Raw genomic sequence first — 20,513 nt, forward strand, 5'->3', positions numbered from 1 at the left:
AACTGCGGGGATGGGTACAGGCTAAACGAGGCGGAATATCCGGGAAAAACACAGATATAAAGCTGAGTCAACCCGCCAGAATTTGCCCAACAGAGTAGGTTAATGCGGCTGGACTTTAAAATGATATAAACTGACAATCCCTGTTAGATTTTTGCACAGGAGATGAGGATGAACGGACTGCCACCGCTGAGGGCGCTGCACTATTTTCACCAGGCGGCCTTACACAGCAGCTTTAGCGTGGCGGCTGAGCATCTGCACGTCACCCACAGCGCGATTAGCCACCAGATTCGCCAGCTGGAAAGCTGGATGGGCAAACCGCTGTTTGTCCGCGGCAACGGCCGGGTTAAGCTCACCTCCCACGGTGAGCGGCTGTTGCTGAGCTGTCAGCAGGCTTTCAGTGAGCTGATCAGCAGCTGTGAAAGCATCCGCACCGGTCTGCGCCAGCACATCCGCATCTCCTGCGCTCCCAGCTTTTTGTCGCAGTGGCTGATCCCGCGTATCGCCAGCTTTTATCAACGTCACCCTGAAATAGAGGTGCGCTTTCAGCCGCTGGCCGACCTGTCGCAACTGCGCAGCGAGCATGTGGATGTGCTGATCCTCAGTCATGACGCGCCACCGGACGCCGACATCGATGCCACCCTGGTCAGTGAAGATGAGATCGGGCCGCTCTGCGCGCCGCAGTTTGCCGCGCAACTGCGCTGCGGCGCGGATCTGGCGACGATGCCCCTGCTGCATGCCGACACCCGGCTGCACGCCTGGACAGAGTGGGCGGCGAAAGCGGGCGTCAGCGGCAGATTTGCCAGCGGTAAACATTTTGACAGCCTGACGCTGGCCATTCAGGCGGCGCGCAACGGTCTTGGCGTGCTGATGGCACCGCGTCTGCTGGTGCGCAAGGAGCTGGAGGATGGCACCCTGCTGGCACCGCTGGGATTTGTGCGCGTTGAGCGGGCCACCTGGATGATGACCAAACAGGCGCGACGTCACGATGCGGAGATCAGCCTGTTCCGCGACTGGCTGCGTGACGCCACGCAGCCATAAAAAAAGCCGGTGAGATTCACCGGCTTCAGACTATTTTCAAACGCCACGCGCTGGCAGCCTGTGGCGGGACACCCATGGCCCGCGCTATACCCACTACCTCAGGCCGGTGAAATCACCGGCCAGTTGCTGTTATGCGGTCAGCAGCTGATTCATGCGACGGATAAACTGGTTAGGATCGTCCAGCGTGCCGCGCTCGGCCAGCAGCGCCTGATCGAGCAGCAGTTCGATCCACTCGCCAAAGCGTGACTCATCCTGGGTATCCGCCACGCGCTTCACCAGCGGATGATCCGGGTTGATTTCAAACAGGTACTTCACTTCCGGCACTTCCTGTCCGGCCGCCGCAAACAGCTTCGCCATCTGGGTGGTCATCTCGTTGGCGTCGGTGGTGACAATTGCCGGGGTATCGGTCAGACGATGGGTCAGACGCACCTCTTTCACCCGCTCGCCCAGCAGATTTTTCACCCGCTCAACAAACGGCTCCAGCGCTTTTTCCGCTTCTTTCTGCTCTTCCGTCTCTTCATCCGCCAGTTTGCTCAGCGACTCATCCGCTTTGCTCACCGACTGGAACGCTTTACCATCAAACTCGGTCAGGTAGCTCATCATCCATTCGTCAATGCGATCGGAGAGCAGCAGTACCTCGATACCTTTTTTGCGGAACAGCTCCAGGTGCGGGCTGCTCTTGGCAGCGGCATAGCTGTCGGCGGTGATGTAGTAAATCTTCTCCTGACCTTCCACCATGCGGCTGACGTAATCTTCCAGCGAAATGGTCTGCGCCGCGCCCTCGCTCTGGGTGGTGGCGAAGCGCAGCAGCTTAGCGATCGCTTCCTGATTGGCGTGATCTTCCGCCGGACCCTCTTTCAGCACCAGGCCGAACTCTTTCCAGAAGGTCTGGTATTTTTCGCTGTCATCTTTCGCCAGTTTTTCCAGCATTTGCAGGGTACGTTTGGTCAGCGCACCACGCAGGGTCTGGGTGACGCGGCTATCCTGCAAAATCTCACGGGAGACGTTGAGCGGCAGATCGTTGGAGTCGATCAGACCGCGCACAAAGCGCAGATAGTTCGGCATGAACTGCTCAGCGTCATCCATGATAAAGACGCGCTGCACGTAGAGTTTCAGGCCATGCTTGTGATCGCGGTTCCACATATCGAAAGGCGCGCGCGCCGGAATGTAGAGCAGGCTGGTGTACTCCTGCTTACCTTCCACCCGGTTGTGACTCCAGGCGACCGGATCGCTGAAATCATGGGCGATATGCTTGTAGAATTCGTTGTACTCTTCGTCGCTGATCTCAGATTTGTTGCGGGTCCAGAGCGCCTGAGCTTTGTTGATCTTCTCCCAGTGCGTGCCCTCACCCTCTTCATCTTTGGTTTCGATCTCAACCGGCAGCGCGATATGGTCAGAATATTTGCTGATGATGTTGCGAACGCGCCAGGCGTCGAGGAACTCATCTTCGCCTTCACGCAGATGCAGAGTGATCTCGGTGCCGCGATCGGCCTTTTCAATCTCCGCCAGGGTATATTCGCCCTCGCCCGCTGACTCCCAGAAGACACCCTCATCCGCGGCAGCACCGGCCGCACGGGTGCGGACCGTGACTTTATCCGCCACGATAAAGGCGGAGTAGAAGCCGACGCCGAACTGACCGATCAGCTGGCTGTCTTTGGCCTGATCGGAACCCAGCGACTCCAGGAAAGATTTGGTGCCCGATTTGGCGATAGTCCCGAGGTTTTCAATGACCTCATCGCGACGCATACCGATACCGTTGTCGCTCAGCGTCAGGGTACGGTTGTCCTTGTCAACAGAGAGACGGACGCGCAGCTCGCCATCCCCTTCATACAGGCTGGAATCTGACAAGGCACGGAAGCGCAGTTTATCAGCCGCATCCGAGGCGTTGGAAATCAGCTCACGCAGGAAAATCTCTTTGTTTGAATAGAGAGAATGGATCATCAGGTGCAGAAGTTGTTTTACTTCCGACTGAAAGCCACGGGTCTCTTGTCCTTTCATGGTCATTGCTACCTCAACAAAACAGGTTGAACAAACGTTGAGGTTGATGTGGGGATGACGGGAAGATTTTCAAGCCGGTGTCTGTCACAACACCGGCAAGTGATTAAAATTTAAACTTCTGGCGGCCCGCCAGCGAGTGGGAGAGCGTGGTGCCATCGACCATCTCCAGCTCGCCCCCGACCGGTACGCCGTGGGCGATACGACTGGCGTCGACGCCATACTGACCACAGAGTTCGGCGATATAGTTAGCGGTCGCCTCACCTTCCACCGTGGGATTGGTGGCGAGGATCACCTCTTGCAGCGTCTCATTCGCCAGCCGCTGCTCCAGACGATCCAGACCAATATCCGCCGGGCCGATACCGTCAAGCGGTGAGAGATGGCCCATCAGGACGAAGTAACGACCGCCAAACTGGCCCGTCTGCTCAATGGCATGAATATCCGCCGGGGTCTCCACCACACAGATCAGCCCATTCTGCTGACGGCGTGGATTGGCGCAGATAGTACAGATCTCCTGCTCGGTGAAGGTGCGGCAATCGGCACAGTGACCAATCTCCGACATCGCCCGCGTCAGCGCCTGCGCCAGCCGCATACCGCCGCTGCGATCGCGCTGCAATAGCTGAAACGCCATGCGCTGCGCCGACTTCGGCCCCACGCCGGGCAGACAGCGCAGCGACTCCATCAATGATTCTAGCAGTGGGCTGGTCTGCATCAGAACGGCATCTTAAAGCCTGGTGGCAGCTGCATACCGGAAGAGACCGACGCCATCTTCTCTTTCTGGGTTTCATCAATGCGACGCGCCGCATCGTTGAACGCCGCGGCGATCAGATCTTCCAGCATATCTTTGTCATCTTCCAGCAGGCTGGGATCGACTTCCACGCGGCGGCAGTTATGTGCGCCATTAATGGTGACTTTCACCAGGCCAGCGCCTGATTCACCGGTCACTTCAATCGCGGCAATCTCTTCCTGAACTTTGGCCATTTTTTCCTGCATCTGCTGGGCCTGTTTCATCAGGTTGCCCAATCCGCCTTTACCACCAAACATAGTTTTCTCTCTCAGCTGAGGCTACAACGCTATCGTGACGATAGCAGCAGCGTGTTCAAACAGGTCGGATACTCTCTTCATCCAGATCGGCATCAAAAAAGCGCTGTAGCGTCTGGATGTGGGTATCACTGGTGATCGACTGACGCGCCTGCGCCAGCTTCTCTTCGTAAATGGCCTGACGCCACTCCAGTGGCGTCAACACCGATGAATTATCGTCTTCAACTACCGAGAGTTCAACTCTCTGCCCGGCCGCCTGACTGAGCGCGTCGCTTAACACCTGCTGTGCCGAGGCGGAATTCAGGTGACGCTGGCTGCTGCGCAGATGCAGACAGACGCCGCTTTCCGTGGTCTCTTTCCAGGCGTTTAACGCCAGCTGCTGCACCAGCTTCGGCAGCGGCAGCGTGGCAATCTCGGCGGCCCACGGATCGCGCTGCTGAGCCTCTTCGGCCAGACGCGCCGCCAGCTCAGGGGTTTTCTCATGCTCCAGCGCAGAACGCAAGGCCTTTGGTGTCGCCACCGGCTCGGCCACCTCAACCGGCTGATTCACCGCTTTCCAGCGATAGGCCTCCTCTTTTACCGGCGCGGCAGGTTCACGATCGCGGATACGCTGCTGACTGCGCTCGGTGACGGAGGCCAGCCGCTCCAGCGCGGAGTTGGCCGGCCGCGCCCCTGGCGCCGCCGGCTCACTCTTTTTTGGTTTGTTCGCTCCCTGACGCAACAACTGGGTGCGCGCCTGAAGGAGCTGACTGGTGGAACTGGATAAGGCGTTGTCAGGAGCCGCCCCGACGGGCGGCGGAGCCTGCGGCGCAGGGTCGGGAGCCGCCATCTGTGGCTGCGCGGCAACCTGCTGCTGCGTCTGCTCAGGCACCGCGGCCTGAGCGGCCATCGGCTGCTGCGTCTGCGCGCGGGCAGGCGCTGAACGATGATGCTGCGCGGCGGACGGAGAAGAGGTTGCCGGCTGCGGTGCGGCCGATGGCACCGTCTCAGCTGGCGTGACCGGCGACATCTGCTGGGTCAAAGCTGGACGCGCAACGGGTTCAGCCACCGCGGCTTTAGGATGAAACGCCAGCGCGCGCAGCAGGGTCATTTCGACCCCCATCCGGCGATCGGGCGCAATCGGCAGATCTTTGCGCCCCATCAGCAGGGTCTGATAGTAGAGTTGCAGATCGGTGGGCGGCACCACGCGCGCCAGTTCACGCAGCCGCAGCGCGTGACTCTCCTCATCATCGTTGAGAGAGGTGGGCAGCAACTGCACCATCGCAATCTGATGCAGCAGCCGCAACATTTCAACCAGCAGCGCTTCCCACTCGACGCCGCGTGAGGCGGCCTGACTCAGCAGGTTCATCAGCTGCTGGCCATCGCCCTCCACCAGCGCTTCCAGCAGACCCAGCGGCTGCTCATCATCCAGCGTACCGAGCATGGTGCTGACCGTGCTGCTGGTGACGGCACCCTGCCCCATGGCTATCGCCTGGTCGGTCAGGCTCAGCGCGTCACGCATACTGCCGTCGGCGGCACGCGCCAGCAGTTGCAGCGCCCGGGTTTCACTCTCAATCTGTTCCTGCTGCAACACATGCGCAAGCTGCTGACGTATCTGATCGACATCCAGCGCTTTAAGATGAAATTGCAGACAGCGCGAGAGGATCGTCACCGGCAGCTTCTGCGGATCGGTGGTTGCCAGCAGGAATTTAACGTGTGAAGGCGGCTCTTCCAGCGTCTTTAACAGCGCGTTGAAGCTGTGACGCGACAGCATGTGCACTTCATCAATCAGATAGACTTTGAAGCGGCCGCGCGCCGGTGCGTACTGCACGTTATCGAGCAGATCGCGGGTGTCTTCAACTTTGGTCCGCGAGGCGGCATCGATCTCAATCAGATCAACAAAACGGCCCTGCTCAATTTCACGGCAGTTATCACAGTGACCACAGGGCGTGGCGGTGATGCCGGTCTCGCAGTTAAGGCCTTTGGCCAGCAGACGCGCAATGGTGGTTTTCCCTACGCCGCGGGTGCCGGAGAAGAGATAAGCATGATGGATACGTCCCAGAGACAATCCGTTCGCCAGCGCCGTCAGAACATGTTCCTGACCGACAACATCAGCAAAAGCCTGGGGACGCCATTTTCGCGCAAGTACCTGATAGCTCATGTGGATTCGACGAAGTTGGATGGAAAGGTGAGCGCAGACGCTCTGCAACCCCTGTATAAGATTGCAGTAGTCTACCAGCTACGCTTTTGCCTGGCACTTGTTATCTTGAACCAGCAGGCGAGACGGTCTCGCCGCGCGGCAAGACCGAATTAAGTGGCTTAGTGGCCGGGGAAATTGACCAGGCTGTAGCTCTCAACCCCAAGGGCGTTGAGACGGGTTTCGCCGGTCAGATCGAACAGATTAATAATGAAAGCGGCATCGCGGACTTCACCCCCCGCGCGGCGAATCAGCTTCACCGTGGCTTCAATGGTGCCACCGGTTGCCAGCAGATCGTCCACCACCAGCACCAGATCGCCTGGCTGGATCGCATCTTTGTGCAGTTCCAGCTGATCGGTGCCGTACTCCAGCTCATAGGTTTCGCTGTAGGTTTCACGCGGCAGTTTACCCGGCTTACGCACCGGCACAAAACCGACGCCCAGGCCCAGCGCCACGGGCGCGCCAAACAGGAAGCCGCGCGCTTCAGTGCCCACCACTTTGGTGATGCCTTTATTACGATAGCGCTCCACCAGCAGCGCAATCGACGCGGCATAGGCGTGAGGATCTTCCAGCAGGCTGGTGACATCGCGGAACAGGATGCCGGGCTTCGGATAATCGGGAATGCTTTTGATACTGTTTTTAATCAATTCAAGCTGCTGCGCAGTGTCGGTCATAATAATACGCCTGGTAAAAAATTCTGTTTTGCGCAGCTTCAAAAGCGCTAATACCTGGTAAAAGGCTCAGCGGAAGTCGATTCACAAAGGGAAGCCACGCACGAAGAGGCCCAAATCTAAGCAAATGACCGGCTAAATGCAACTTTATCGCGGCGGCGGCGGCGCATCCGCTGTTTCTGCCACCACCGGAATGCGCCACATAAAGAGCAGTAGCGCGGCGAGCAGGATCAGCAGCATAATCCGTAGCCAGAGCAGATGAACCAGAAACAGCGAGAGGCTGAAGGTCGCCACAATCAGGCAGACCGCGCGCACTTTCGCGCCCGGCGGCATGGCGCGATGACGCTGCCAGTGACGCAGGTAGTGACCAAACGGCGATTTCCACAGCAGCCAGTGATGGAAACGCGGCGATGAACGGGCGAAACACCAGGCGGCCAGCAGCATGAATGGCGTGGTCGGTAATAAAGGTAATACAATACCCAGCGTCCCCAGCACAATCGCCAGCCAGCCAAGGGTTAATAACAGAATGCGTTGCATGAATATCGCCCAGCTCTTTCCTCGTCCCTTTACGTTAGCACAGTTGAGCCTCTCCTTATGAGCCTCAGCGCCGTGCAACAGCGCCTGCAACACTGTCTGGCTGCGTTGCGTCAGGATATTGCCCGCCACCCCGACGGCTATTGCCGTCTGCCGCGTTTCGACAGCCAGCTGTTCCGCACTAAAGGCACGCGCCTCGCCGATTATCTGCTGGAGGTGGAGCAGAATTTCGCCCGGTTGTGCGACCGCTCGCAGGATCTGGCCCGCAGCGCCTGGCTGGCCGAACATCTGGTGGACCAGATTGCCGCCCTGCAACGCGAAGCCAGCACACAGCAGCTGCGCATCCGCCGCGAGCAGCCGCTGACGCCGCCTCAGGCCACCAAATATCAGGAGTATCGCGAGTTTGAACGTCGCCTGCTGGCGATGATCGATCAGCGCGAGTTACGCATGGCAAGCGCTGAAACCCTGGCAATGCAGCAGCAGCTGAAGCAGGATCTGGAGACGTTAGAGGGGCGACTGGCCCGCTGTCGGCAAGCGATTCGCGCCGTTGAGTGGGCCACGTCGCTGCGTGGTCATCCGCACGACGAATAAAGCGCAGCGTGACAAAAGCGCTTCTATACTGGACGGGAAGTGATTCTGCGCGGAGAACAACAATGGGTTTAATAACCTGGCTGCTATGCGGATTACTGTCGGGCTTGCTTAAGCGTCTGCTGATACCCGGACGCCCTGGCGGGTTTATCGCCACCCTGACCCTGTCGATGATCGGCGCGCTGATTGGCGGCTATATCGCCAGCTATTTTGAGCTGGGGAGCCTGGCCACGCTGCATCCGGGTGCGCTGGCGCTGGCGCTGGTGGGTTCACTACTGATGCTGCTGGTTGCGACCAGACTGCGTATATAGGAGGAACAATGTCCCTGGAAAATGCCCCTGACGACGTTAAGCTGGCGGTGGATTTAATTCAGTTACTGGAAGAGCATGAACTGCCGGTGGAGACGGTGCTTTCCGCGCTGGCAATGGTGCAGCGGGATTTTGAAAACAAGCGCGATCGCCATCCGGCTTAATGGCGGGCGACCAGCGTCGGGCTGAGACGCAGCATATCGATGACGGCATTCACCAGCGTCGGTGCGTCAGCGGCTAAATCAAAACTGTCTGGCGCAAACAGCCAGCTTTCCATCATGCCGTTAACGTAACCGCGCAGGATGAGTGCGGCCTGACGGGTGCTCAGGCTGCCTGGAAGTTGTTCCGCTTCAATACACTGGCGCAGAACCTCTTCTATCTTGTCGTAGCACTCCAGCAGTAAACTCTGCTGAATATTCTTCAGCGCCGACATTTCGCCAACAAATTCGCACTTATGGAAAATGATCTCCATCAGAGCGCGGCGCTGTGGGTCCTTTGCTGTGGCTTCAAAGATATAGACCAGCATCGCCCGCAACACAGAGAGTGGATCGCCGGGGTATTTTGCCTGATACTCAAGTTCCACGTCATCCAGCCCGGCATCACAGCGAAGCCAGATTTCATGTAATAAATCGGCTTTATTTTTAAAGTGCCAGTAGATGGCTCCTCGCGTGACGCTGGCCGCTGTAGCAATATCCGCCAGAGAAGTGGCAGAAACGCCCTGCTGTGAAAACAGCGTAACAGCGGCATCAAGAATTTGATGCCGTGTTTCAAGTGCTTGCGCTTTGGTTTTTCGTGCCATAGGGGGCTTTTTTTACAGTCAGGTAAGTTTACATACATTTGTGAATGTATGTACGATAGCATGACCTGCGACCAGAGACAGCAATGGGTTTTTCGGTTTGTGATCCATTGACCAATTGATATCGGACACTAGAGGTTTATTTATGAATAAAATCAGAGGATTATCGCCTCTGGCGGCCGTCCTGATGCTATCAGGCAGCTTTTTGTTAACAGGATGTGACAACAATAAATCCGAACAGGCCGCCCAGCAACCGCCAGAAGTGGGTGTCGTCACCCTGAAAACCGAACCCCTGAAAATCTCCACTGAATTGCCTGGCCGTACTTCTGCCTATCGCGTGGCGGAAGTGCGTCCTCAGGTTTCCGGTATTATCCTGAAACGCAACTTTGTCGAAGGCAGCGATATTCAGGCGGGCCAGTCGCTTTATCAGATCGATCCTGCGACCTATCAGGCCGCCTATGACAGCGCCAAAGGCGATCTGGTGCAGGCGCAGGCGAATGCCCGCATTGCTCAGCTGACCGTGAAGCGCTACAAGCCTCTGCTTGGTACCAAATATATCAGTCAGCAGGATTATGACACCGCCGTCGCCACCGCCGCGCAAAATGACGCGGCGGTCCAGGTCGCCAGGGCCAACGTTGAGTCTGCCCGTATTAATCTCGCCTACACCAAAGTCACCTCACCTATCAGCGGTCGTATCGGCAAATCTTCAGTGACCGAAGGGGCGCTGGTTCAGAGCGGTCAGACCACCGCGCTGGCGACCGTGCAGCAGCTTGACCCGATGTATGTTGATGTGACCCAGTCGAGCGACGATTTTATGCGCTTACGTTCAGAGCTGGAGTCCGGCAAGCTGAAGCAGACCGATGGCAAAGCCAAAGTGACGCTGCTGATGCAGGATGGCAGCAGCTATGCGCAGCCTGGCACCCTGGAGTTCTCTGACGTCACCGTTGATGAGACCACTGGCTCGATCACCCTGCGTGCCATTATCCCTAACCCGAACCATACCCTGTTACCAGGTATGTTTGTGCGGGCACGTCTGGATGAAGGCACCAACCCCAATGCGCTGCTGGTGCCGCAACAGGCGGTGACCCGTACCGCGACCGGCCAGGCCACGGTAATGGTGGTGGGTGCAGATAACAAAGTGGAAGCACGCACCGTGAACGCTGCGCAGGCGATTGGCGACAAGTGGTTAGTGACGGACGGTGTGAAAGCGGGCGAACGTGTCATCAGCACCGGTCTGCAACGTGCCAAGCCGGGCGCGCAGGTCACCCCACAGGAAGTCTCAGACGATGCTAAAGCAGCACCCGATTCAAAGCCGCAGTCTGACAAGTCATCGTCATAACAGGAGCCGTTGATTCATGGCTAAGTTCTTTATCGATCGCCCCATCTTTGCGTGGGTGCTCGCCATCATTATGATGCTGGTCGGTGCGCTGTCGATTCTCAAACTTCCGATCGAGCAATATCCCAATGTTGCGCCGCCGGCGATTGAGATTCAGGCCACCTATCCAGGTGCGGATGCAAAAACCCTCCAGGACTCGGTGACCCAGGTCATTGAGCAGAACATGAACGGCATCGACGGACTGATGTATATGTCCTCGAGCAGTGACTCATCGGGTTCACTGACCCTGACCATCTCCTTTGAGTCAGGCACCGATCCCGATATTGCGCAGGTTCAGGTGCAGAACAAACTGCAACTGGCCACGCCGCTGCTGCCGCAGGAAGTCCAGCAACAGGGTATTCAGGTTAAGAAATCCTCCAGCAGCTTCCTGATGGTGGCGGGTTTTATCAGCGATGATGGCAGCATGGATCAGAACGATATTTCTGACTACATCTCGTCCAAAATCAAAGATCCGCTGAGTCGTACCACCGGCGTCGGTGATACCCAGGTGTTTGGTGCGCAGTACGCGATGCGTATCTGGATGGACCCGCATAAGCTGAACAACTACAACCTGACCCCGGTCGATGTAATCAGCGCGCTGAACACCCAGAACGCCCAGGTGGCCGCCGGTCAGTTAGGCGGGACTCCGCCGGTGCCGGGACAGCAGCTTAACGCCTCGATCATTGCGCAGACCCGTCTGACCTCGACTGAAGAGTTCGGCAAAATCCTGCTCAAAGTTAATGAAGATGGTTCGCAGGTTCGTCTGCGTGACGTCGCCAGAATTGAGCTGGGTGCGGAAAACTACGACATCATTGCCCGCTACAATGGCAAGCCCGCTTCCGGTATCGGGATTAAGCTGGCCACCGGTGCGAATGCGCTGGATACCGCCAACGCGGTGAAAGCAGAACTGGCTAAAATGCAGTCTACCTTCCCTGCCGGCATGAAAGTGGTTTATCCCTATGACACCACGCCTTTCGTTAAGATCTCGATTTTCGAAGTGGTGAAAACCCTGGTCGAAGCGATCGTGCTGGTGTTCCTGGTGATGTATCTGTTCCTTCAGAACTTCCGCGCCACCCTGATCCCGACCATCGCCGTACCGGTGGTGCTGCTGGGTACCTTCGCGGTGATCAGCGCCTTTGGTTACTCGATAAACACCCTGACGATGTTCGCCATGGTGCTGGCCATCGGCCTGCTGGTGGATGACGCCATCGTGGTGGTGGAGAACGTTGAGCGTGTGATGGTGGAAGAGGGACTGCCGCCAAAAGAAGCGACCAAACGTTCAATGGAGCAGATTCAGGGCGCACTGGTCGGTATCGCGCTGGTACTGGCCGCGGTCTTTATCCCGATGGCGTTCTTTGGTGGCTCCACCGGCGTAATTTATCGTCAGTTCTCCATCACGATCGTTTCGGCAATGGCGCTGTCGGTACTGACCGCGTTTATCCTGACGCCCGCGCTCTGCGCCACCATGCTGAAGCCGGTGAAGAAAGGCGATCACGGCAAAACCACCGGTTTCTTCGGCTGGTTCAACCGTATCTTCGAGAAGAGCACCAACCACTATGTGGATAGTGTTGGCCACATCATTCGCAGCACCGGCCGCTATATGGTGATCTACCTGGTGATCGTGGTCGGCATGGCGTTTCTGTTTATGCGTCTGCCTACCTCGTTCTTACCGGAAGAGGATCAGGGTCTGCTGCTGGCTCAGGCGCAGCTGCCTGCCGGCGCAACCCAGGAACGTACCCAGAAAGTGCTGGATCAGGTGACCGACTACTTCCTGACAAAGGAAAAGGACTCGGTCAAATCTGTCTTTACCGTTAACGGCTTCGGCTTTGCCGGTCGCGGACAGAACACCGGTATCGCCTTCGTCAGTCTCAAACCCTGGGATGAGCGTACCAGCAGCGACATGAAAGTACCGGCGATCGCTGGCCGTGCCATGCAGGCGCTGGGCGCGATCAAAGATGCGATGGTTATTCCATTCAACCTGCCCGCGATTATCGAACTGGGTAACGCCACCGGTTTCGACTTTGAGCTGATCGATCAGAACAACCTGGGTCATGAGAAGCTGACTGAAGCGCGTAATCAGCTGTTTGGCATGATCGCCCAGCATCCCGATACGCTGGTTGGCGTTCGCCCCAACGGTCTGGAAGATACTCCGCAGTACAAGCTGATGATCGACCAGGAGAAAGCGCAGGCGCTGGGCGTCTCATTAAGCGATATTAACACCACGCTGGCCGCGTCCTGGGGTGGCTCCTACGTCAACGACTTTATCGACCGCGGTCGTGTGAAGAAAGTTTACGTTATGGGTAAAGCGGATTCCCGTATGCTGCCGGACGATATTGGTAAGTGGTACGTGCGCAACAGCAGCGGTACGATGGTCCCCTTCTCCGCCTTCTCATCGGCGAAGTGGCAGTATGGTTCACCGCGTCTGGAGCGTTACAACGGTCTGCCGGCGATGGAAATTCTGGGACAGGCTGCGCCAGGTAAGAGTTCGGGTGCCGCGATGGACCTGATGGAGCAGCTGGCGGCGAAACTGCCAGCCGGTATCGGTTATGACTGGACCGGGATGTCCTATCAGGAACGTCTGTCAGGCAACCAGGCTCCGGCGCTCTACGCCATCTCGCTGATTGTGGTCTTCCTGTGTCTCGCCGCCCTGTATGAGAGCTGGTCGATTCCGTTCTCGGTGATGCTGGTGGTGCCGCTGGGGGTCATTGGTGCGCTGATCTTCACCACGCTGCGTGGCCTGAGCAACGACGTCTACTTTGTCGTGGGGTTACTGACCACCATTGGCCTCTCGGCGAAGAACGCCATTCTGATCGTCGAATTTGCTAAAGATTTGATGGAGAAAGAGGGCAAAGGGCTGTTTGAAGCGACGCTGGAAGCCTGCCGTATGCGTCTGCGTCCTATCCTGATGACCTCACTGGCGTTCATCCTTGGGGTGCTGCCGCTGGCGATCAGTACCGGTGCCGGTTCCGGTTCGCAGAACGCCATCGGTACTGGCGTGGTCGGGGGTATGGTTACCGCCACCATCTTTGCGATCTTCTTTGTGCCGGTGTTCTTTGTGGTGGTGCGCCGCCGCTTCGGTAAGAAGAACAAAGAGGAACCGGGCAACACTCATCCGGTTGAGTCTGACCAGACTCACTAAGCTCTGAAACCTGAAAGGCCGCGCAAGCGGCCTTTTTTATCTCTGCGATTTTCTCCTCCCTTCCCTGCTTTCCCGGTAGTTGCAATCCGCCACGGTGCAGCGCATAATAATGTTATATTATAACATTACATAGGTGACATTAATGAAAGCGAATATTCATCCTCACTATCGCCCGGTGGTCTTTCACGATACCTCAGCGGATGTCTGGTTCAGAATCGGCTCGACCATCAAAACCGATCGCACCGTTGAGTTTCAGGGGGAAACACTGCCTTACGTGACGCTGGATGTCTCTTCAGCTTCACACGTCTTCTACACCGGTAAACAGAAAGATTTTGCTAAAGAGGGCAGCACCGCGCGCTTTAATCAGCGTTTCGGACGCTTTCTGGGTCATAAATAAGGGAAGCCATCATGCAGGTATTAAGCTCGCTGCGTTCAGCAAAAAATCGTCATCGGGATTGTAAGGTAGTACGTCGGAAAGGGCGGATTTACGTAATCTGTAAGTCGAATCCCCGCTTTAAAGCGGTGCAGGGAAGAAAGAAGAAAAGGTAGTGTGTCGTGATCGCTGGCCGGGCTTGCCCGGCCTTTTTTATGCTTAACGCATGCTCTTCAGCATCGCATTCACGTTATGTTTAAACGCCGCCTGATAAGTCGCTGCCGGGCCGGAAGCGGTTGATAACGCTTCGGGATAGAGTTCACCGCCTGGCTGCGCACCGGTCGCGCTGGCAATCTGTTTCACCAGCCGCGGGTCGGTCTGGTTCTCAATAAAGTAGCGGCTGATATGCTGCTGTTTTAACTGTGTAATCAGGCTACCGACGTAACTGGCGCTCGCTTCCGCTTCCGTAGAGAAGCCGACCGGTGCCAGGAAGGTGACGCCATAGCGCTGACCAAAGTAGCCGAACGCATCATGGCTGGTCAGCACTTTGCGCTGCTCTGCCGGCACGCCGTCAAAGGCGGTTTTGGCCCAGCGATCCAGCGCCTGCAACTGCTGAATATAATTCTCCCCCTGCTGACGGATCGCCGGGGCGTCTTCCGGGTCAGCCCTGACCAGCGCATTCATTACGTTGGTGGCGTAGATCACGCCATTCTGCATGCTGTTCCAGGCGTGGGGATCGGTGACAGTTTTCCCCTCCTCTTCCATACTGCGTGTCGTGACCCCGGTGGACGCCACCACCGGCTGACCCCGATAGCCCGAGGCGCTTACCAGCCGATCCATCCACCCCTCCAGTCCCAGCCCGCTGACAAACACCAGATCGGCCTTCGCCAGCGCCTGGCTATCCTGCGGCGTCGGTTCAAAGGTATGGGGATCGCCATTCGGCCCCACCAGGCTTTTCACTTTCACATGGTCGCCGCCGACCTGTTTAACAATGTCCGCCAGCACGGTAAAGCTGGCCACCACATCCACCGTTTTTGCCATGGCGAAAGGTGTGGCAAAGAGCGCAGCGAGCGCCAGGCTAACCGGTAATTTTTTCATAGAATCCCCTTACGTTTAATGGCGGCGCAGAATACCGCCGCACGGCCCTGTCAGAATGGAAAGAAAGAACAGCATGGCGGCGCTCAGCACCACGGCAGGCCCGGCTGGCAGCGAAAAGTGCCAGGAGAGCATCAGACCGGCCAGCGCAGAGATCACCGCCATAAAAATAGCGATAGCCAGCATCGCGGCCAGATGACGGCTCCAGAAGCGGGCGCTGGCGGCCGGTAACATCATTAACCCTACCGACATCAGCGTGCCCAGCACCTGAAAGCCCGCCACCAGATTGAGCACCACCAGCATCAGGAACAGGCCATGCACCAGCGGCGCACTCCACCTGCCCTGCGCCCGCAGGAAATCACTGTCAAAGGCGTCTATCACCAGCGGACGATAGAGGATCGTCAGCAGGATCAGGGTAAAAGCCGCAATCCCGCCCACCAGCAACAGCGCGGCGTTATCCACCGCCAGCAGCGAGCCAAACAGGACATGCAGCAGATCGACGCTTGAACCGCGTAACGAAACCAGCGTCACTCCCAGCGCCAGCGAGCCCAGATAGAACCCAGCAAAGCTGGCATCCTCCTTTAACGGCGTAAAGCGGCTCACCGCGCCCGACAGCAGCGCGACCGCCAGACCGGCGATCAGGCCGCCAATCCCCATCGCCACCAGTGACAACCCGGAGATCAGATAGCCGATAGCGGCACCGGGCAGCACCGCATGTGATAGCGCATCACCAATCAGGCTCATCCGGCGCAGCGACAGAAAAACGCCGAGGGGCGTGGCGCTGACTGCCAGCGCAAAGCAGGCCACCAGCGCACGCCGCATAAAACCAAACTCAATAAAAGGCTGAAGCAGGGTCATAGCGCGGCTCTCCGCCGAGAGCAACGCGCTGTGGAACGGGCGCGGAAGCCGCCTTCATCGAGTGAAAGAACATCATTGAAATAGCGGGCGACCAGCGGTTGATCGTGCAGCACCACCAGTAGCGTGGTGCCCGCCCGCTGCTGCTGTTCGAGGATCGACATCAGTAAGGTGACCGTCTGGCTGTCGATACCGTTAAAGGGTTCATCCAGCAGCCAGAGGCGGCTGCGCTGCATCATCAGCCGGGCAAACAGCACACGTTGCAGCTGTCCCCCGGAGAGGGTGACGGGCTGAGCGGTGGCGTAGTCGCTCATCTGCACCGCCTCCAGCGCCTGCCAGATCGCCTGACGGTCGCTGCGCGTAATAGCGCCGAACCAGCCACAGCGTGGCCAGCAGCCGATGGAAACCAGCTCAAAAACTGTCAGTGGAAAACGGGTTTCCAGCTCGGTTCGCTGTGGCATCCAGCCTATATCCCGCCGCGCAACCTGTAACTCGCAGCGGCCCGCGACCGGCGGTAACAGACCGGCTATGGTTTTTAACAGCGTTGACTTGCCGCTGCCATTGGCCCCGACCAGCGCCGTCATGCTGCCCGCTGCCAGCTGACCGGTAATGGCCGGCGTGACTGGCTGATGCTGGTAGCCGGCACGAAGTTCGTTAAAGAGGATCATGCGCTGATCCCCCATCCTGTCGCGACAGCGAGCAGCACAATAAAGAACATCGCCACCAGCAGCCGTCCGCCCAGCGACATAAGTAATCCACTCTGAACCATCACCCAACCCAATACGTTATAACATAACAATTACTCTACCCTACGGGACGGCGGGTTGACGTGATGATTTTGTATCAAAAGATAAACAGCGGCAGCCGTCAGGTCGCCGTCCGCCGTTCAGCATCAGGGGAGAGCGGGTTTCATCACAGCCAGCCAATTTCAGAAATCGACAATTTTGTGTGCCGCTGACTTGCAAATAGCCCGCAGAAAACCAATGATAGGTTTATAAACGGTTTTTACTGGATCAGTTATGCTGTTACGCATTGAGTGCGATATTGCACCAGACGAATCTGATAGCGCAAAAATAGCAGAGATTGTTCAGCGGAATATTCTCAAAATATCAGATCTGCTGGCTGGAGATTTACGCTGGTATTCCCAGGATGCCCGGTTAGTGCCAGGCAGTTTAAAAATTGTTTCAGTTAAAAAACACGGACCGAATAGTTTTAATTTACTTTACGATTTTGACTGGAATTTATTTAGTCCTTGCCTCGACTTAAATGAAACAGTTACCCAGTCGGAGCAGGTCAATTTTCGCATTACGCCCGGTGCGCTTGAGTTTGATCTGATCGACAATCAGCTCCCCTCACCCGCCGATGAATTGTAATATTTAGTAATGGAGGTGAGCAGAACTAATGGTTTTACACTATCTTTAAACTGTCCCGTTTAATAACAGCCCGAAAAATCGCTTCCTGGCCGCTTTATCCTATATCGCCGCCCTGCGGCAACTGTGCTAGCTATGGAGGGGAAAAAGATGGACGAATACTCACCGAAACGGCATGATATTGCCCAGCTTAAATACCTGTGTGAGAGTCTGTTTGACGAGAGCATGGCAACATTAACGGATAGCCATCACGGCTGGGTTAATGATCCCACTTCTGAAAGCAATTTACAGCTTAATGATTTGATCGAGCACATTGCATCTTTCACCATGAATTACAAAATTAAGCACGTTGAAGATGAAGCGCTGATTTCGCAAATCGATGAATATCTTGATGATACTTTTATGTTGTTCAGTAACTACGGTATCAACAGCCCGGATCTTCAAAGATGGCAACGTTCAGCTAAACGCTTATTTAACCTGTTCACTGAAGAGTGCGCTTTTCTCCAGCAACCGAGCCATTCATTATAGTACTGACGTGAGAACGGTTTATTTATGAACAAAACCCTGACTAAAACGGATTATCTGATGCGACTGCGGCGCTGCCGCTCACTCGATACCCTTGAAAGAGTCATAGAGAAAAATAAGTATGAATTACCGGAAGATGAGTTAGCGATATTTTACTCAGCGGCCGATCATCGTCTGGCGGAACTGACGATGAACAAACTTTACGATAAAGTCCCAGGTTCTGTGTGGAAATTTGTTCGTTAATTCTTTTGCTCTCTGCCTGATTGCATGACCTTTTAGCACCAGATACTCTCGCCTGCCGGCAAAGGATCGGCCCAGGCGGGTTTAGCCTGTCTGTAATCTGAGGAAGGAAATATGCTGCGGGGGAAAGTGGTGGGGGCCCTGCCAGCTACATCCCGGCACACACGTCACCTGCTACGGCTGCTTCCTTCCGGATCTGACCGAGTTCACAAGCTAGTGTTGCGGGAGAACCAACAGGGCCCCCATTGACAAGCCCTCTTTACGAGAGCGGGGGCATTATCGGGGAAGGTAGGGGCAATTGCAAGCGCAGTCGGGACGAACGTTGGTTTCTTGAACAACCCCCCACTTTTCACTTCGCCAGCCTGTCGCTCATGCTAAAGTTTATGCCGTTTTTCCTGATGGAATAAGTACATGGAACCTGCTGACACTTTCCAGCAACGCATCTGGCAAATTGTTGCCGCTATCCCTCAGGGCTGCGTCGCGACCTATGGGGATGTGGCCCAACTGGCCGGCTCTCCGCGCGCGGCACGTCAGGTAGGTGGCGTGCTGAGCCGCCTGCCGCCGGACAGCACCCTGCCCTGGCATCGGGTGGTGAATCGGCATGGTCATATCTCGCTTCAGGGCGATAGCCTGTTACGGCAGCGCGATGCACTGGAGGCGGAAGGGATTGAGGTGAGCGATGAGGGTCAGCTCGATCTGGCGAAGTATCGCTGGCGGTTCTGAGGCGGAAAACGGGGCGACAAAGCCGCCCCGCGAGAGGATTACATCTGAGTCGGTGCGGGAACGGCCGCAGACGGCGTCACCTGAGTCGGTGAGGTCGAGGGTACGGTGGTTGCAGCACCTGGCTGGGTCGGCATCGCCATCGACGGTACCGGTACCAGCAGCAGCTCCGCTTTGGTGCCGCCCTGGTTAATCACCGGCTTCACGTTCTCTGTAACAAACGCCAGTTTGCCATCAATAGAGATAGCTGCGCTTAACAGAATACGTGCGCCCGGCTGAATGTCGGCTGGGTTAAATGGCAGCACGAACTGGAACGGTGCCTGTTTGCCTTCGGTACGCACTACGCGCTGTGACAGCACCTTAGAGGGTGCGTTAGCCATTGAGGCGTCAGAGAGCGTCACGGTCAGCACCGCATCCGGTGGCAGCGCAATGCGCTGGCGGATAAAGACGGAGCCGCTGACGTTAGGCTGCGCAATCGCCGCCTGCTGTCCTGCCACCGCAGACCCCAGGGTCGGCGTTGGCACCGGTTTACTTTTATCGGCGCATCCTGCAACAGCAACCGCCATAACTACCCCACTGAACACATGCCAGAGTTTCATTGATGTCGTCTCCATTTGATCAAAATGATTGTCGGCAGCGAATCCTGCGTACAGCGCTTCACTCGCCGTATGTCCTTAATGTTGGCACAAAAACGAAATTTTGCCTGGCACGGATGATGCGGAAAGTCTGATTGACGTTAACTGGTCGGATCTTTCACACTGAGCGGTGTCACTATCTTGAGGAACGCGCCATGAGTCAGGCACTGCAAAATCTGCTGAATTTATTGAATCTGGAAAAACTGGAAGAGGGTTTATACCGTGGTCAAAGCGAAGATCTGGGCCTGCGCCAGGTGTTTGGCGGCCAGGTGGTGGGTCAGGCGCTCTATGCGGCCAAGCAGACGGTGCCAGCCGATCGCACTATTCACTCCTTTCACAGCTACTTCCTGCGGCCAGGGGATAGTCAGAAAGCGATCATTTATGATGTGGAAACCCTGCGCGACGGCAAAAGTTTCAGTGCGCGCCGGGTCAGCGCGATTCAGAACGGTCAGCCAATTTTCTATATGACCGCCTCGTTTCAGTCGCCGGAGAGCGGATTTGAACATCAGAACCCGATGCCGCAGGTCTCCGGGCCTGAAAAGCTGATCTCGGAACAGGCGATGGCGCAGAAGATGGCGCACCTGCTGCCTGAAAAGTTACGCGAGAAGTTTATTGCTGAGCGCCCGCTGGAGATCCGGCCGGTGCAGATCCACAATCCGCTCAAAGGCCACGTGGATAAACCTGAGCGCCAGGTCTGGATCCGCGCCACAGGCCCGTTACCCGACGACTTACGCATCCATCAATACCTGCTCGGCTACGCCTCCGATCTCAATTTCCTGCCGGTGGCGCTGCAACCGCACGGCAAAGGCTTTTTAGAAGCGGATATGCAGGTCGCCACCATCGATCACTCGATGTGGTTCCACCGGCCGTTCGACTTCAGCCAGTGGCTGCTCTACAGCGTGGTGAGTACGTCGGCATCGGGCGCGCGGGGATTTGTCCGGGGTGAGTTTTATACTCAGCAGGGTGTGCTGGTCGCCTCGACGGTGCAGGAAGGGGTGATGCGTCAGCGCAGCGAATAAAAAAAGGGGCGATAGCTCGC

25 protein-coding genes, 1 other RNA gene and 1 other annotated feature are annotated in these 20,513 nt (G+C 56.8%); of the genes, 13 read left to right on the forward strand and 13 right to left on the reverse strand.

All coding sequences use genetic code 11. The annotated features are described in order from the left end of the window. Positions 1-168 precede the first annotated feature (168 nt). Positions 169-1,038, forward strand: a complete 870-nt coding sequence (locus ACCW71_RS10170) for a LysR substrate-binding domain-containing protein (RefSeq protein ID WP_436371070.1) — start codon at positions 169-171, stop codon at positions 1,036-1,038. A gap of 129 nt (positions 1,039-1,167) precedes the next feature. Here ACCW71_RS10170 and htpG read toward each other — a convergent pair whose 3' ends face one another. From htpG to ACCW71_RS10200, 6 genes are all read right to left on the reverse strand, one after another. Further along, positions 1,168-3,042: a molecular chaperone HtpG gene (gene htpG / locus ACCW71_RS10175; RefSeq protein ID WP_436371071.1), complete on the reverse strand. Its 1,875-nt coding sequence runs from the start codon at positions 3,040-3,042 to the stop codon at positions 1,168-1,170. Positions 3,043-3,139: 97 nt separating this feature from the next. Further along, the gene (gene recR, locus ACCW71_RS10180) at positions 3,140-3,745 is read right to left on the reverse strand and encodes a recombination mediator RecR (RefSeq protein WP_436371072.1); all 606 of its coding nucleotides are present in this window, start codon (positions 3,743-3,745) and stop codon (positions 3,140-3,142) included. Then, complete coding sequence (locus ACCW71_RS10185; RefSeq protein ID WP_436371073.1) at positions 3,745-4,077, reverse strand: YbaB/EbfC family nucleoid-associated protein; 333 nt, start codon at positions 4,075-4,077, stop codon at positions 3,745-3,747. Before ACCW71_RS10185 ends, recR begins: the two co-directional genes overlap by 1 nt. A gap of 55 nt (positions 4,078-4,132) precedes the next feature. Then, complete coding sequence (gene dnaX, locus ACCW71_RS10190; protein WP_436371074.1) at positions 4,133-6,214, reverse strand: DNA polymerase III subunit gamma/tau; 2,082 nt, start codon at positions 6,212-6,214, stop codon at positions 4,133-4,135. Then, positions 4,730-4,791: a sequence feature (DnaX frameshifting element), on the reverse strand. It overlaps the preceding gene by 62 nt. A gap of 158 nt (positions 6,215-6,372) precedes the next feature. Then, positions 6,373-6,924 carry an adenine phosphoribosyltransferase gene (gene apt / locus ACCW71_RS10195; protein ID WP_436371075.1) on the reverse strand — a complete coding sequence of 184 codons (552 nt, stop codon included), beginning with the start codon at positions 6,922-6,924 and terminating at the stop codon, positions 6,373-6,375. A gap of 144 nt (positions 6,925-7,068) precedes the next feature. Then, entirely contained in the window at positions 7,069-7,458 is a 390-nt protein-coding gene (locus ACCW71_RS10200; RefSeq protein ID WP_436371076.1) for a DUF454 family protein, read from the reverse strand. A 57-nt stretch (positions 7,459-7,515) separates the two neighbouring features. Here ACCW71_RS10200 and priC point away from each other — a divergent pair, with 57 nt between their 5' ends. The 3 genes from priC (at position 7,516) to rsmS (ending at position 8,515) form a co-directional block, all read left to right on the forward strand. Continuing rightward, positions 7,516-8,046, forward strand: coding sequence for a primosomal replication protein PriC (gene priC, locus ACCW71_RS10205; protein WP_436371077.1), 531 nt, complete (start codon positions 7,516-7,518; stop codon positions 8,044-8,046). 62 nt (positions 8,047-8,108) lie between these two features. Next, the gene (locus ACCW71_RS10210) at positions 8,109-8,354 is read left to right on the forward strand and encodes a hypothetical protein (RefSeq protein WP_436371078.1); all 246 of its coding nucleotides are present in this window, start codon (positions 8,109-8,111) and stop codon (positions 8,352-8,354) included. 8 nt (positions 8,355-8,362) lie between these two features. Next, entirely contained in the window at positions 8,363-8,515 is a 153-nt protein-coding gene (rsmS, locus tag ACCW71_RS10215; RefSeq protein ID WP_436371079.1) for a pleiotropic regulatory protein RsmS, read from the forward strand. On the opposite strand, the gene acrR is transcribed toward rsmS, so the two are convergent. After that, entirely contained in the window at positions 8,512-9,150 is a 639-nt protein-coding gene (gene acrR, locus ACCW71_RS10220) for a multidrug efflux transporter transcriptional repressor AcrR (protein WP_436371080.1), read from the reverse strand. The two genes, rsmS and acrR, sit on opposite strands and share 4 nt — an antisense overlap. Positions 9,151-9,292: 142 nt before the next feature. On the opposite strand from acrR, the gene ACCW71_RS10225 reads away from it, so the two are divergent. From ACCW71_RS10225 to ykgO, 4 genes are all read left to right on the forward strand, one after another. Beyond that, complete coding sequence (locus tag ACCW71_RS10225; RefSeq protein WP_436371081.1) at positions 9,293-10,486, forward strand: efflux RND transporter periplasmic adaptor subunit; 1,194 nt, start codon at positions 9,293-9,295, stop codon at positions 10,484-10,486. A 16-nt stretch (positions 10,487-10,502) separates the two neighbouring features. Further along, positions 10,503-13,661 carry an efflux RND transporter permease subunit gene (locus ACCW71_RS10230; RefSeq protein ID WP_436371082.1) on the forward strand — a complete coding sequence of 1,053 codons (3,159 nt, stop codon included), beginning with the start codon at positions 10,503-10,505 and terminating at the stop codon, positions 13,659-13,661. 142 nt (positions 13,662-13,803) lie between these two features. Then, on the forward strand, positions 13,804-14,058 hold the full coding sequence (locus ACCW71_RS10235; RefSeq protein WP_436371083.1) for a type B 50S ribosomal protein L31: 255 nt from the start codon (positions 13,804-13,806) through the stop codon (positions 14,056-14,058). Between the two features lie 11 nt (positions 14,059-14,069). Continuing rightward, on the forward strand, positions 14,070-14,210 hold the full coding sequence (gene ykgO / locus ACCW71_RS10240) for a type B 50S ribosomal protein L36 (RefSeq protein WP_010255896.1): 141 nt from the start codon (positions 14,070-14,072) through the stop codon (positions 14,208-14,210). Between the two features lie 43 nt (positions 14,211-14,253). On the opposite strand, the gene ACCW71_RS10245 is transcribed toward ykgO, so the two are convergent. The 4 genes from ACCW71_RS10245 to ACCW71_RS10260 are packed head-to-tail and all read right to left on the reverse strand — an operon-like array spanning position 14,254 to position 16,783. Continuing rightward, positions 14,254-15,132, reverse strand: a complete 879-nt coding sequence (locus tag ACCW71_RS10245) for a metal ABC transporter substrate-binding protein (RefSeq protein WP_436371084.1) — start codon at positions 15,130-15,132, stop codon at positions 14,254-14,256. 15 nt (positions 15,133-15,147) lie between these two features. Further along, positions 15,148-15,987, reverse strand: coding sequence for a metal ABC transporter permease (locus ACCW71_RS10250; RefSeq protein ID WP_436371085.1), 840 nt, complete (start codon positions 15,985-15,987; stop codon positions 15,148-15,150). Then, positions 15,984-16,652, reverse strand: coding sequence for a metal ABC transporter ATP-binding protein (locus ACCW71_RS10255; RefSeq protein WP_436371086.1), 669 nt, complete (start codon positions 16,650-16,652; stop codon positions 15,984-15,986). Before ACCW71_RS10255 ends, ACCW71_RS10250 begins: the two co-directional genes overlap by 4 nt. Continuing rightward, complete coding sequence (locus tag ACCW71_RS10260) at positions 16,649-16,783, reverse strand: hypothetical protein (protein ID WP_436371087.1); 135 nt, start codon at positions 16,781-16,783, stop codon at positions 16,649-16,651. The genes ACCW71_RS10255 and ACCW71_RS10260 overlap by 4 nt, the downstream gene beginning before the upstream one ends. A 220-nt stretch (positions 16,784-17,003) precedes the next feature. Here ACCW71_RS10260 and ACCW71_RS10265 point away from each other — a divergent pair, with 220 nt between their 5' ends. From ACCW71_RS10265 to ACCW71_RS10275, 3 genes are all read left to right on the forward strand, one after another. Continuing rightward, positions 17,004-17,357, forward strand: coding sequence for a hypothetical protein (locus ACCW71_RS10265; RefSeq protein ID WP_436371088.1), 354 nt, complete (start codon positions 17,004-17,006; stop codon positions 17,355-17,357). Positions 17,358-17,504: 147 nt separating this feature from the next. Beyond that, entirely contained in the window at positions 17,505-17,882 is a 378-nt protein-coding gene (tomB, locus tag ACCW71_RS10270; RefSeq protein ID WP_436371089.1) for an Hha toxicity modulator TomB, read from the forward strand. A gap of 24 nt (positions 17,883-17,906) precedes the next feature. Beyond that, the gene (locus ACCW71_RS10275) at positions 17,907-18,122 is read left to right on the forward strand and encodes an HHA domain-containing protein (RefSeq protein ID WP_111140296.1); all 216 of its coding nucleotides are present in this window, start codon (positions 17,907-17,909) and stop codon (positions 18,120-18,122) included. 136 nt (positions 18,123-18,258) lie between these two features. On the opposite strand, the gene ffs is transcribed toward ACCW71_RS10275, so the two are convergent. Then, an RNA gene (ffs, locus tag ACCW71_RS10280) (signal recognition particle sRNA small type) lies at positions 18,259-18,355 on the reverse strand. 175 nt (positions 18,356-18,530) lie between these two features. On the opposite strand from ffs, the gene ACCW71_RS10285 reads away from it, so the two are divergent. Continuing rightward, entirely contained in the window at positions 18,531-18,842 is a 312-nt protein-coding gene (locus ACCW71_RS10285; RefSeq protein WP_436371090.1) for an MGMT family protein, read from the forward strand. A gap of 38 nt (positions 18,843-18,880) precedes the next feature. On the opposite strand, the gene ACCW71_RS10290 is transcribed toward ACCW71_RS10285, so the two are convergent. After that, positions 18,881-19,438: a YbaY family lipoprotein gene (locus ACCW71_RS10290; protein ID WP_436371091.1), complete on the reverse strand. Its 558-nt coding sequence runs from the start codon at positions 19,436-19,438 to the stop codon at positions 18,881-18,883. A 191-nt stretch (positions 19,439-19,629) separates the two neighbouring features. Between ACCW71_RS10290 and tesB the strand changes: the two genes are divergently transcribed. Next, a complete protein-coding gene (gene tesB / locus ACCW71_RS10295) occupies positions 19,630-20,493 on the forward strand; it encodes an acyl-CoA thioesterase II (protein ID WP_436371092.1) in 864 nt (287 codons plus the stop codon). The last annotated feature ends 20 nt before the right edge of the window (positions 20,494-20,513 follow it).

It is taken from the genome of Pantoea sp. C2G6, from assembly GCF_051336815.1.
Classification (GTDB): Bacteria; Pseudomonadota; Gammaproteobacteria; order Enterobacterales; family Enterobacteriaceae; genus Pantoea.